Source organism: Actinoplanes sp. NPDC021490, assembly GCF_055562135.1.
Window position 1 is genome coordinate 1 of sequence record NZ_JBVHFW010000036.1, and the last position, 12,879, is coordinate 12,879.

General features: G+C 67.0%; 8 protein-coding genes and 1 tRNA gene. 4 read left to right on the plus strand and 5 right to left on the minus strand.

What is annotated here, in order from left to right:
• Positions 1-182 precede the first annotated feature (182 nt).
• From ACZ3I4_RS47680 to ACZ3I4_RS47690, 3 genes are all read right to left on the minus strand, one after another.
• Complete coding sequence (locus ACZ3I4_RS47680) at positions 183-1,169, minus strand: AAA family ATPase (RefSeq protein WP_465388822.1); 987 nt, start codon at positions 1,167-1,169, stop codon at positions 183-185.
• A gap of 24 nt (positions 1,170-1,193) precedes the next feature.
• Positions 1,194-3,755, minus strand: a complete 2,562-nt coding sequence (locus tag ACZ3I4_RS47685; RefSeq protein ID WP_465388828.1) for a fibronectin type III domain-containing protein — start codon at positions 3,753-3,755, stop codon at positions 1,194-1,196.
• Between the two features lie 206 nt (positions 3,756-3,961).
• Complete coding sequence (locus ACZ3I4_RS47690) at positions 3,962-5,446, minus strand: tetratricopeptide repeat protein (RefSeq protein WP_465388823.1); 1,485 nt, start codon at positions 5,444-5,446, stop codon at positions 3,962-3,964.
• A gap of 176 nt (positions 5,447-5,622) precedes the next feature.
• Here ACZ3I4_RS47690 and ACZ3I4_RS47695 point away from each other — a divergent pair.
• A tRNA-Leu gene (locus ACZ3I4_RS47695) sits at positions 5,623-5,707 on the plus strand.
• Between the two features lie 22 nt (positions 5,708-5,729).
• Here ACZ3I4_RS47695 and ACZ3I4_RS47700 read toward each other — a convergent pair.
• Positions 5,730-7,241, minus strand: coding sequence for a recombinase family protein (locus tag ACZ3I4_RS47700; RefSeq protein ID WP_465388829.1), 1,512 nt, complete (start codon positions 7,239-7,241; stop codon positions 5,730-5,732).
• A 669-nt stretch (positions 7,242-7,910) separates the two neighbouring features.
• Here ACZ3I4_RS47700 and ACZ3I4_RS47705 point away from each other — a divergent pair.
• The 3 genes from ACZ3I4_RS47705 (at position 7,911) to ACZ3I4_RS47715 (ending at position 12,600) form a co-directional block, all read left to right on the plus strand.
• Positions 7,911-10,529: a tetratricopeptide repeat protein gene (locus ACZ3I4_RS47705; protein ID WP_465388824.1), complete on the plus strand. Its 2,619-nt coding sequence runs from the start codon at positions 7,911-7,913 to the stop codon at positions 10,527-10,529.
• Between the two features lie 304 nt (positions 10,530-10,833).
• Positions 10,834-11,127 carry a hypothetical protein gene (locus tag ACZ3I4_RS47710; protein WP_465388825.1) on the plus strand — a complete coding sequence of 98 codons (294 nt, stop codon included), beginning with the start codon at positions 10,834-10,836 and terminating at the stop codon, positions 11,125-11,127.
• A 240-nt stretch (positions 11,128-11,367) separates the two neighbouring features.
• A complete protein-coding gene (locus ACZ3I4_RS47715) occupies positions 11,368-12,600 on the plus strand; it encodes a tetratricopeptide repeat protein (protein WP_465388826.1) in 1,233 nt (410 codons plus the stop codon).
• On the opposite strand, the gene ACZ3I4_RS47720 is transcribed toward ACZ3I4_RS47715, so the two are convergent.
• A partial coding sequence (locus tag ACZ3I4_RS47720) for a hypothetical protein (protein WP_465388827.1) occupies positions 12,601-12,879 on the minus strand: 279 nt, incomplete at its 5' end.

A 12,879-nucleotide genomic window follows, 5' to 3' on the forward strand; every position in this document is an offset into this window, starting at 1 on the left:
CGACGACGCATCGCTCACAGACAGGAGGCGGGGCGCGGTAGTTATATATGGGGGCCGCGCCGGGGGGGGGGGGGGGGGGCCGCGGCTGGGGGTTTGGGGGGTTCGGGGGGGGGGGGGCCCGCCGCGGGTGGGGGGAGCGCTGCCGACCGGCGGCGGCGGCTCTCCGGTGGGCGGTTGAGTGGTCACGCCCCGGCCGTGACGCGGTTGTCGGGCAGCGGCACCGGCACCGAGCGCACCGCGTCCGCGAGAACCTCGGCCGCGGTCACCCCACGCAGCTGCGCGTCGGCCGAGAGCAGCACGCGGTGCGCGAACACCGGCTCGATCAGCGTCTTGAAGTCCTCGGGCAGCACGTAGCCCCGCGCGTTGATCAGGGCATAGGCGCAGGCGGCCCGGGTCAGCGCGATCACGCCGCGGGGGCTGACGCCGACGCGTACCTGCGGGTGGTTGCGGGTGGCGGCGGCGAGCCGGACGGCGTACGTGTAAAGCGGGTCGGCGATGTGGACGCGGGTGGCCATGCGCACCATCTCGCCGACGATGGCCGTGTCGGTGACCGGTTCCAGCGCGTCGGGGGAGCGCAGCGCCGCCCCGCGCAGCACCTCGACCTCGACGTCTTCGCTGGGGTAGCCGACCGACAGTTTGACCAGGAACCGGTCGAGCTGGGCCTCCGGCAGCCGGTAGGTGCCGTCCATCTCGACCGGGTTCTGCGTGGCGACCACCAGGAACGGCTGCGGCACCGGGTGCGGGACGCCGTCGACGGTGACGCGGCGTTCCTCCATCACCTCGAGCAGCGCCGACTGGGTCTTGGGGGAGGCCCGGTTGATCTCGTCGGCGATGACGATGTTGGCGAACACCGGCCCGGGGTGGAACTCGAACCCGCGGCTGGCCTGGTTGAAGATCGTCACGCCGGACACGTCGGAGGGCAGCAGGTCGGGCGTGAACTGGATGCGCCGCCACTGCCCCTTGACGGAGGCCGCCAGCGCGCGGGCCAGGGTGGTCTTGCCGACGCCGGGCACGTCTTCGAGCAGCACGTGACCCTGGGCGAACAGGGCGGTCAGCGCCAGGCGCACCACCTCGGGTTTGCCCAGCACGACCGCGCCGATGCGGTCGGCGAGCGCGGCGGCCACCTCGGCGAACCCGTTAATGTGCTGCGGCGGCAGTTGTTCCGTCACTGTTGGTACCTCAAAAGCTAGCTCTCAGCAGGTCGGCAGGTCGTTCAGGTCATCCCCGCCCTCGAGGTTGAGCCACGCCCACGGGATGTAGTTCTTGCCGCTGTAGTTGACCTGGATCCACCAGGTACTGCGCTTCTCGTTGTTGTAGATGTAGGCGTAGACCTCTTCGCCGGACTTCTTGCAGTACGACTGCAGCCGGGTGCCGGGCTTGGCCCAGCCGACCTGCTGGGCGTTGTTCTGCCGGGTGCCGCTGAAGATCTCGTTGCCGTTGCGGCCGTCGACGTCCTTGTTGCAGTACGTCGCGGTGTCGCCCTCCTGGCCGTTCTTGCAGGTGGCGATGCCGTACAGCGCGTCGGTGGTGCCCTTGGACTGCGCGGTGACCGTGCCGGCCGCGTTCTTGGCGGTGACGGTGAACGTGTACGCCGTGCTCGGCTTGAGCTTGGTCACCTTGAGGCTGGTGCAGTTGCCCGAGGCCGACCCGCCGCCGCCCGAGCTGGCCACCGAGCAGGCGGCCGTGCCGCCGCCGGCGTCCACGCTGAACTTGACCGTCGCGGTGTTGAACGTCGCGTCCACCCCGGTCATGGTGATCCGCGGCAGCGCGACCGTCTTGGCGGTGGCCGTGCCCGGCTCGCCCTCGCCGGCCTCGTTGACCGCGCGCACCTCGACCGCGACCGTGGCGCCCGACTCGAACCCGCTCAGCGTGGCCGCCGTGCCGTCGGTGACGTCGAGTTTCTTGTCGCCCGCGCTGACCACGTACTTGGTGATCGGCCGCCCGTTGTCGGCGGCCGGCTGCCAGGCCACCTGGATCGAACCGGCCTGGTCGCCCGCGGTCGCCGCGTCGGTGCCCTCGGGCTTGCCGGGTTTGGTGTAGGGCACGACGCTGCCGCTGACCGGCGACGCCTTGGACCCGGCGCCGCGTTCGTTGACCGACACGACGGTGAACGCGTACTGCTTGCCGTATTCGAGCTGGCCGTCCTTGATGGTCAGCGATGCCTCGGCCGAGTCGCCGATCGGGGCGCTGCCGCCCTCGGAGATCGCCGTCACCGTGTACCGCCGGATCTCCAGGCCCTGTCCGTTGGCCGGGGGCCAGCTGATGACGACCGAGCCGTCCGGTTTGGCCTCGGCGGTCACCGCCGTCGGGGCGTCGGGGACTTCGGAGGTCGGTTTCACGGCATTGCTCGTCCGGGCCGGGCCCTGGCCTTTCTTGTTGACCGCGCTCACCGCGAACTGGTAGGTCTGCCCGTTGACCAGCCCCGTCACGGTCAGCGCGCGCTGGTCGGCGCCGACCTGGAACGTGCGCCCGGCCCCGACGACCACGTAGCGGGTGATCGCGGCGTTGTTGTCGTTGGCGGCCTGCCACGTGACCCGCGCCTCGGCGTTGCCGGCGGCGGCCCGCACGTTGCGCGGCGGGCTGGGCTTGCTCACGACCGGCTTGCGCGGCTTGGGCGGCGGCGGGGGAGCCTGCGGCGGCACCGGCGGCCGGTCACCGCCGAGCACGTCGTCGGCGTACTTGTCGACGGTGCGCACCGCGTGCGAGCCGTCCACGACCCGCGCGATCGACGAGCCCGGCGCGTTGATGAACAGGTAGCCCTCGCGGACCTCGAGCTCGAGCCGCCCGCCCGGGTTGGGGAAGCTGATGTCTTTCTGAGGTTGCCCGGCCGAGTTGAACACGTGCACCTGGCCGCTGTCGTCGGCCACGTAGAAGTAGCCGTGCCAGGCCACCGCGGGCTGCAGTCCCTCGCCGTCGCCGGGCACCGGGAAGTCGGCGGCCACCCGCCGGTCACCGACCACGTAGACGTGCCGGGAATCCGGGACGGTCACCGGCACCTGCTTGCCGTCGGTGTGCGGGGCCAGGGTGCCCGGACCGGCCAGCGGCAGGGTGGTGTTGGTGAAGCCGGGTTCGCTGCCGTTGACCATGGCCAGGGCGTTGTTGGTGCGGTTGAGCACGGCCACGCCGTCGTCCAGCGTGGAAAGCGCCAGGTCGTGGGCGGCCGGGGCCACCGACTCGGTGCGTACGCGCTGGGGTGCGCTCTTGGTCTGGTCTGCTGCGGCCGACGAGATCGCCGCCGGGGTGACCGCGCTGACGGTGCCCTCACTGGGCGAGGCGATCCACAGTTTGCCCTTGCCGTCGAACACGCCCCCCGCGATGCCCGGCGGGAACCGCAGCGGATTGCCGACCGCGCCCAGCGTGCCCGGGTCGAGCTGCTGCACCGTGCCCTGAACGGTGTCGATGACGAACACGGCGTCCTCGTGCAACGCCACCCGCACGCCGATGCCCGATGTGGACGAGGCCGCCCAGAACTCCTGCAGCGTGGTCAGGTTCATTGACCCGATCGCGCCGGTCGTCACATCGCGCAGGATCACGAACCGGTCGTTCTGCACGACCTGCACCTCGTGGCCGCGCGCCTTAGGCACGTCCACCCGCGTGTCCACCTTGGCGGTGACGCCGTTGATGCGCGCCACCTCGCCCTTGGCCTTGGACCACACCCACGAGGCGGCGTCGAAGCTGGCCACCGCCTGATCGGCCGAGCCCAGCCCGAACACGGTCAGCCCGAGACCACCCGCAAGACTGAGCACGGTGCCCATCGTGACCAGATAGCCGCGACGCCACCGGCGTCTCGGTCGGTCCAATGTCACCCCGTCTGCGCTGGTCACTGCCGCTTCCTCCCCGTCGGACGGCCACCGGATTTCGGAACGTTGGCCATCATAGGGGGATGCCGATAGGTGGTTCTACCCGTTGTGGATAACCCTCGTCACGATCTGTGATCAAGCTAGCGGAGAGTGGCCGCGATCTATCGAGGAGTAGCCGAAGCCCGGCTGGTACACGCCTGCGGCGACGTCGCGAACTTGTTGCCGCTGTACACCGCCACCACCGCGAAGCAGTAGTTCAACGTGGCGTTCAGCCCACCCATCTCGAACGACGTTCTGCCTGGTACCAGCGTCCCCGCCGGCTTCAGCTCCAGCCCCGGATGCCCCATGATGACCATGAAGGACACCGTCCCGTCCGTCGGATCAGCCCACTTGATCTCGATCGTCGTGCCCTTGTCCACCAAGGTCACATCGCTCGGCGGCGACCCCGCCAGAGTTGGCACATCCGAGCTGTCAGACGGATCACCACTCCGATTGGCCAGCACGAACACCAGCGCCGCCACCGCAATCACCGCCGCCATGACCGCGGCGATCGCAGCAAAGACACCCAGGCCTTTCTTGCTCTTTTCCCCGTACGCCGGAGGCCCGCTCTGGTGCGCAGGTGCGAACACTTGACCGTTACCAGGAGTGTGCGACGAATAGTGCGGCGCCGGAACCGGCTGGCCGCCCGGCCACGGAGGCTGCTGCGGACCGTTCTGCGTATGCAGGAACGGCACGGGCGGCGGCGCAACGTGTTGCTGCTGCTGCGGCGCGATCATCGGCTGCGCGATCGTGGGCTCATCCACTGGGCTCGGCCGCTGCGCCGGAACCGCCCGGGTCGCCGGCTCAGTCCAGACCTGCTGGTTCGCCGGATTCGGCGGTTGCACTGTCGACGGCCGCGCCTGCGGCGGCACAGCGTCGAACGCGATAGTCGGCGGAGCCGCGAACTGCGGCGTCTCCGGCTGCGGCGGCTGCGAGTCGAACCGCGGCATCTCCTGCGTCGGCGGGTTCGCGCTGAAGGCGGGCACCTGAGGCGGTGGCGGGTTGGCGCCGAAGCCGGGCGGCTGGGTCGGTGGAGAAGCGGCGCGGAAGCTGGGCGTCTGAGGCTGCGGGGCGGTCGGGTCGAAGCCGGGCGTGTCCTGCTGAGGGGGAGACGCACTGAACCTCAGAGCCGAGGCCTCCGGCTGCTCCACCCGTACGGGGGAAGGCTCTTGATCCGGCCCCAGATAGGCACGAGCCTTGGCAACCGCCGGATGATCAACCCCCAACGTCGCCGGCCCCAGCTCAGCCACCCGCGCAAAGGCCTTACGAGCCTCATGCCGATTGCCCAGCTCCTGAGCCACAGCCCCGATCTCATGCGAGATCTGCAGCATCAGCGCATCAGAATCCCCCAACCGCCACTGCCCAGCCGCGTACGCCTCCTCAAGCACCCGCCGAGCCGCCGACGGATCATCCACCCGCTGCAGCAATACGCCCAGCTCATACGCAGTGCGAAGAACATCCGGATCATCCTCCGAAAGGTTGAGTTTCCCGAGTTCCACCGCCTGCTCGAGCAACGCTCTCGCCGCCCCCAAATCCCCCGACGAGGCAAGGGCTTGGGCTCGTTGCCGGGCAGGAGTAAGGGGAGAGGGCTGAGACACGCCCGCCATGCTGCCCCCTGCCGCCCACCACCGCCATCCCTCTCCCAAACCCGCGCCCGTATGCCCCCAATTGTCGTCACCCCACCCCTGCCGCAACGCCGCCGAAGGGCCGTGTAAAGTTCTCTCCTGTGCGGCCCGCTGGGACGCCGATCCACCACGATCGGTTACCGTAGGTTGCAGTGCAGGTCCGGGTGGCGGAATGGCAGACGCGCTAGCTTGAGGTGCTAGTGCCCTTTATCGGGCGTGGGGGTTCAAGTCCCCCTCCGGACACGTTAACCCCCACAAATGCCTTTCACGTTTCGTGAGGGGCGGCGGTGGGGGTTCCTCTTTTCCGCCGTCTGATTGGCGTCTCCAGTCCGGGAATCGTGGGCTGGATCGGCCCGGTCGGCCCGCTCTTAGCGTTCGTTGCGGCGGGGCTTTCAACCACGGTGCTGACGGACGTGCAGACGATGGTCATCTGCCGGGCTTGCATCAGCGCGGGGACATCGTCCGGGTCGGCGTCGGGTAGCTGCGCGGCGGCTTGAGCCAGGAGTTGGTCCTCACGCAGATATAGGGTGGGGATCCGGTTGGTGGTGGCGTCGCGGCTGCTGGTGGCTCCGTGCCGGCAGCGGTAGCGGGCGCGGCCATTGGCCCAGTGCCCTTCGGCCCGGCGTCCGCACAGTCCGCAAACGACCAGACCGGTGAGCTGGTAGCGGCGTGGGCTGCCACCATCGTCGGGTCGGTTGATCGCGTTGATGTGCTGGGCGCGGACGAAATCTGCCTCACTGATCAGTGGTGGATGTGCTTGCCGGGTGGAGATCACCCACTGGTCTTTGGTGTTCCAGCCGTGCGTTGGTCGCCGTCCGTGGACGCGCGTGGTCTTGTCGCCGGGGTCGGTCTCGTGGTGGTCGACCGACTGGCGGTTCCAGACCTGGCGGCCGGTGTAGCGCGGGTTGCCCAGGATCGCCGCGACCGTGCGCAGCGTCCAGGCGGCGCCGGTGCGGTGCGAGTTGCGGGCCCGGTCATGAGCCGACGGCGGGATGACACCAAGAGCGTTGAGGGTGCGGGCGATCCCCGCTGCGCTGTTGCCGGCCAGCCGTTGAGTGAAGATCCATTGGACGTGGCGGGCGGTCTCCGGGTCGGGGTCGAGGCGGTGCAGCCGACGGCCCCATCGCGCGTGGACCTGGTTCGGGTGCGGTCCGGCGTCGACCAAGCGGTAGCCGTAGGGTGGCCGTCCGCCGAGGTGGCGGCCTTGCTCGCGGACCTGCGCGCACATCGCGGCGCTGGTCCGAAACCGGGAACGCAACACCTCGCGCTGAGACTGATGTCCGAGCAGCAGAAGCAGCGCCTGATGGGCCGGGTCATCCAAGTCGATCGGTCCGTCGGCTTCAGGGAGCCAGACGGCGATGTTGTGCAGTTGGAAGAACGGCATCAGTTTGTGGAACTGCCGTCCGTAGAAGGCGCGTTCGTACTCGCCGACCACGATGGCGTCGAACTTGCGGTGCGGGCTGGCGATTGCGGCCAGCAGCGCGGCGGCGCTGGGCCGGTGGGTCCAGGCAAGGCTGCGGGAGTGTCCGACGTCGAAGAACTCGGCGACGATCTGGCCGTGTCCCTCAACCAGTCGGGCGGCGTTGTCGTACTGCCACTGCCGTGATGAGACTGGGTCTTGATATTCGGCGGTGGAGATCCGTCCGTAGAACGCAAACCGCAGCCGGCCCGGAGCAGGCGTCGTGTGCTGCCCTCGAGAGCGTTTGCGGCCGATGGTCTGCAGCCAGTGAGCGAGTGGGTCGTTGTCGGCGTCAGCAGGGGGCGTCATCGCGATCACCTCATCCAAGGCCTGATATAGAACCAGACTCGGTTCGCCGTCCGCGATGACGCGATCCCAGCCGACGTCACCCAGGCGGCAACGCCACCCGTCCGCTGAATTGACCGACGACAAGAGGTCGCTTGTACGCTGATCTTCCGGAACAAGTTGATCAACTGACCCGGCTCGAGGCCTCGTGCATCACCTGACCGGCGCGTGGTCGCCCCTGTGCTCCGTAGGCGTCGGCGGGTGCTCTTTGAGAGCCAGGCGGCCTGTACAGCGATGATCACGGCACGGATCTGCCGATGAGAGTACGTCTCTAGAGTAGCTCCAACCAAGACGGACCCCAGGAACATGCCCAGCGAATTTGCTCCCGAGGCGTAGGTCCCAAACCGAGCCTAAAGGGAACTGATAACTGCGCATAGAGCCAGGTGTAGCACCTCGAGCGGCATGTAGTAGTCAACGCTATGCCCGGCGACAGCCTCAGACGGCAGCTTTCTGGCCCTGTCCGGTTCTCCGCACCCAGCTCGGGCCTGTCACGCCAGGCTGAAAGCACGGCGTTAATGCACCCCTCGCGACGGAGGAGTCCGAGGGTAGACGTCCTCTATCCGGCCGATGGGCGCTCGCGCAGTGCGAGAGCGGGAGTGTCGCCGATACAGTGGAGACAGCCGCGAGGAAGGTGGTTCAGTCATGGATCCTTTGCTGTTCGGCATTGCGACCAACCTCGCGACCGACCTACTCAAGACCGGTTACAACCGTACCCGTGACTTCGGTGTCGGTGATGCCGAGACTCGGGCGTTGCGCCAGGCGTTCACCCGGGCGTTCGGCGAGCTGGCGACCGAGATGGCGAACGAGCTCCAGGACGAGCTCACGTCAGATCTCCTGTCTCTGGTCGAGGGGCAGCTGCGTCGCATCGTGAGCGACACCACCATGGCCGAGATGCTACTGTCCGCCGCACTAGAGGAACGTGGACCGGATCCGGCGTCGCTGCGGAGGCGGTTCGAAGAGCTGGGGTTTGACCTCGAGACCTTCCTGACCGACTTTAATGCGGCGATATCCCGCTTCCGATACGCACTTGCTGACGAGCTGCTATCTTCGGCGCGCGCGGCTGGATCGCCGCTATTCAACCGCGTGGTACTGGCACAGCTCACATTGGTGCGGGAGCAGCTGACCGATCTGGGGCAGCAACCACGGCCCGGGCAGGCATTGCAGCACACGGGCCCAGCCATGCCACCGGTCTGGCCCGTCCAGATCAATCGCCCGCCAGCATTGGCCCCGGCATTCCAACCTCGCCAGAGGCTGCGCGAGCGAATCCAGGCCGCCGGCCAACGCGGCACGGATGTGGTGCTATCCCAACAGCCCACTGGCCCGCCGACGGGGCTTTTGGCTGGCGGCGGTGGCGTCGGTAAGACTCAACTAGCTGCCTGGTTCGCTCACGACGCCATCGTTAACAAGCACATTGACCTGGTCGTTTGGGCGCCGGCCAGCACCGAGGATCAGATCGTGGCGACTTACGCCCGCGCCGCGGCCCGAATTGCGGTACCGGGAGCTGACGCAGCCGATCAGGCTGATGCGGCCGCAGCATTCTGCGAGTGGCTTCATACGGCAAGTTGTACATGGCTAATCGTGCTCGATGATGTCACCAACCCTGCCCATCTCAATCGATGGCGCCCGCCGGCCCGCCCTCAAGGTTGGACTCTGGCCACGACCCGACTCAGAGTCTCGACTCCCGTCGGCGGCAACCAGGTTCGCATTGACGTCGATCTATACAGCCGTGAGGAGTCCATGGCTTACTTCGTCGACCGGCTCAATGGTGAGGGGTTCCCGCACCTGATCGACTCCCAAGCCGCTGACCTGGCCGAGGCGCTGGGCCATCTGCCTCTAGCGTTGTCGCATGCTGCGGCGTACATGGCCAATGAGGAATGCAGCTCCAGCACCTACCTGGACAGCTACATGAGCGGCCGCCAGCGTCTGGCCGAACTTATGCCTACAAACGTCGACCGCGATGCCGAGGGCGAGCCTATCGCTGTCACGCTGCTGCTCAACCTAGGAGCCGCGGATCGGGCGAGCCCGGCTGGGCTGGCCCGTCCCGCTTTGGCCTTGGCCGCCTTACTCGATCCCGCGGGCCACCCGGACTCGCTTTGGGCCACACCTGCGGTCACGGACTATTTTACCTCACATCGCGGATTGGCGGACGGCCCTGTCACCGTCGAACAAGCCAAGAAGGCGCTACGGCTGCTGCACCGATATGGCTTGGTCACTCATACTCGCACCGACGGCGCCCGCGCCGTTCGGATCCACGCCCTTACCGCCCGCGCTTTCCGGGAAAGCTCCGTGGATTTGGATGCGGTCGCCCGGGTTGTTGCCGACGCCCTCATGCAGGTCGAGGCCGATGCCGACAACCATTATGCAATTGCCCATGCCTTACGCGCCAACGCGATTGCACTCCTTTACCATACCGGCGATGCCCTGCTGAATATTAAGACTCACGAGATCGTAATCGCCGCGGCGTCCAGCCTCAGCGAGATCGGCCAAGTGCGACAATCCATTGCGCTTTGCCAGCAACTGCTGGAAAGGTTGCGTCATCGCGTCCTTCGCGACGAGGTTGCCATACTGAGATTGGAAAGGATCCTCGCACACGATATCGGGGAAAGCGGCGACCCCGTCACCGCCGCCGCCAGCTTCGCTAGGATTCTTCCACTGATAGAGCAGGCCCTTGGCCAAGAGTCTCCTGTCACGCTCAACACTCGCCACAGCCTCGCTTACTGGAGCGGCATGGCGGGCGACGCGAAAAAAGCATTATCTTGCTTCGAACAGCTACTTGAAGATTGCCGTCGCATTCTAGGGCCGGACCATATTCAGACGCTAGACAACCGTCGCGCCGTCGCATATTGGCACGGCAGGTCCGGCGATCCTCAGAAGGCCGCCGAGGAGTGCGAGTTGCTGCTTCGAGACGTGTCCATAATTTGTGGCGATGATGACCCATATACGCTTACTACACGCGGTCATCACGCCGATTGGCGCGGAAAAGCGGGCGATGCCGTAGGCGCCGCAGAGGCATTCGGAGCACTAATTCATGACATCACCCGTGCACTTGGCCCAGAGCATCAGCACACCCTCACCACGCGCTTCAATCATGCCTCATGGCTTGGAAAGGCGGGCAACGCTGCCGCCGCGGTCGCTCGTCTTGTCGAACTACACGCCGACTACTCGCGAATACTGGGACCCGCACACCCACATACCATCTTGGCCGCGCGGAAGCTAGCCGATTGGCAGCGGGTCTCGGACGGCTCAATCATTCCTGATTAGGATCTCTTACCGCACTATCTTCTGGCGCCTAATCAACCGGCGGCGGACGGCACAGCTTCGACGGCGAGGGGTTGCGCGCGGCGAGCGCCACGGCGGCCGACCCCATCGATATCGATCGCCTGTCGCGGCGCCGGGCCCAGATCACTCGCCTCGCGCACGCTGTCGCCATCGGCCTACAGGCGATGAACCGGTGAACTGATCGGCTGCCTGCGAACTGGCGCACGGCCAACCAGTCGCTGATTACACGAGCTCTGCACCCGATCCACCGCTTCCGGATCTGCCGCCGATAATGCGCGGTGGCCCCGTGGTGGCCGACGTGCGGGCGGGGGACTCCAACGCACGCTCGTACCGAGGGGGTCGCGAGCGACGTACGATCACCCGGCCGTGCGGCTCGGACGCGGACGCGATGGGGGATGGATCGATGATGGAGAATTGGGATCCGCTGGTGGTGCTGATGGCCAAAGGGCTTGGTTATTTGTTGGTGATCGGAGCCATCTGCACCGTTCTGTACTTCGTCATCAAGTACGCGGTCAGCGCCGGCATCAAGCTCGCCGCAGATGATCTGCGAGAGGTACCCGGAGCTTCGCGGCGCGAGTAGGGGATCGTCGAGCCTGGGACCCCGGGGGTATCCGGATTTGCCGCGGTCCGGGCGCCCTTTTGGGGTCGTGAGCTACGCGCTGCCGTTATGGCGGGTATGTGACTTCGGTCGGCTGCTTGATCAGGCGTCCTCCTGACACGTTGAGCCGCACGCGTGGCGGACGTGCTTTGTCGCACAAGCGCTCCAGGCTCTGGCAGCGTCGGTTCTCAAGTTGAGGCGGTGTGGGCCGATCAGCAGGGGATGACCGAGGACGTGATGGTTCGGCAGGCCAACATGCTCTGCGACGTTAACCGCTACGCCGAGGCTGCCGTTCTGGCTGCCCGGCTGCTCGCCGCTGAACCCGGCAGCGTGGCTGGCTGGCTGGTGTTTGCCCGTGCCCGGCTGCTCGCCGGGGATCCGGACGCCGCATTCGACGCGGCAGTCACCGCATGTCGGCTCGCTCCGAACCTCTCCGATTGTCACGCGATGGCCGGGGCTGCGCTTTCCGCCATGGGCCGCCATGCCGAGGCCGCCCGAGCCATGCGTGAGGTAATCGCCCTCGAGCCGCACCGCTCTGATGGTTACGAGCTGCTCGCCGGCGTGCTCAACGACAGCGGGGAGAACCCGGTCGAGGCGCTCGCCGCGGCGGCTACCGCTGTGCGGCTGGCCCCTGATCGGCCTGCCGCTCATGTCACGCTGGGCACCGCACTCACTGTCACCGGCCGCCGCCGCGAGGCACGGGAATCGTTCCACAGGGCGCTACGACTCGATCCGGAACACGCGCCCGCCCACCACGAGCTGGCCCGTCTGACCGCTCAGGGCCGGAACCCGTTTGCGGCGGAACAGCTAGCCGCAGCGGCATCCGGCTTCGCCGTCGCGATACGAATTGAACCCGGGGAGCAGGCCAGCCGGGACAACCTTGACCGGGTACTACGGATTTTCTTGGTGCGTGCCTCCTACCTGCTGATGGTCCTCGGCTACGTGACGGCACAACTCGCGGACGACCATCGCGCTGCAGCTCGGTTGCTCGCGCTAGTAACAGTGGCCGGGCCCGCGGCGTACGCCTGGAGCTTCCTGCGTCGCCTCGGCCCGGGCCTCCGCGCATACCTGAGGGACGTTTCGTCCACCACCCGGATGCGGGTCGTCCTAGCCCTCACCGGAACGGCCGTCGCTTTGCTACTCACCGGGACCGCGTTGCCCAGCAAGGCGATGTGGACGTGCACTGTGGCTGCGTCAGTCACCGCCATTGCGGCCCGAGTGGTGTTGCACTTCGAGGCGAAGGACCGGCTCTATGGCCGCGGTGAACGCACGCCGTATCACCTGAGCACCTTCACGCTCGTGCTGATCGCACTGCTGAGCGGCTTTGTCACGTTACTGCTGATGGCGGTCACCATCTCCACGGGCAACGTCGGTGGTGTGTCGCTCAGTGCAGCACTCGGCGTATTGCCCGCCCTCTGTGTCTGGTCCCTTGCGCGACGAGTCCGGCGCGTCTAATCAGTTCACGTAGCCGGTTCGGTCGCTCGAGCACGTGCAGCGGAAACCAGTGGGCCCAAGATCCAGGCCGAATGCGAGCCGGCTACGAAGGAAACCGAGGACCTGCACCTGCCGGGCGGATTGGCCATGCTCGATCAGCTTCTTGAGCAGATGGCCGCAATCCGGATGCCCTGCCATCCGGATCTGCTTGATATGCAGGTAATCCTTGGTGATCCACGGCATGTTTGTGCTGGTGGATCGGGTGGTGAGGGGTGCCTGGATGTCGGCGTGGAGTGGTTT

What these genes read in the sequence shown, in the direction of transcription:
- ACZ3I4_RS47685 (WP_465388828.1), bottom strand. Translation starts at nt 3,755, where the DNA reads ATGGGCACCGTGCTCAGTCTTGCGGGTGGTCTCGGGCTGACCGTGTTC.
- ACZ3I4_RS47715 (WP_465388826.1), top strand. Translation starts at nt 11,368, where the DNA reads ATGACCGAGGACGTGATGGTTCGGCAGGCCAACATGCTCTGCGACGTT.
- ACZ3I4_RS47705 (WP_465388824.1), top strand. Translation starts at nt 7,911, where the DNA reads ATGGATCCTTTGCTGTTCGGCATTGCGACCAACCTCGCGACCGACCTA.
- ACZ3I4_RS47690 (WP_465388823.1), bottom strand. Translation starts at nt 5,446, where the DNA reads ATGGCGGGCGTGTCTCAGCCCTCTCCCCTTACTCCTGCCCGGCAACGA.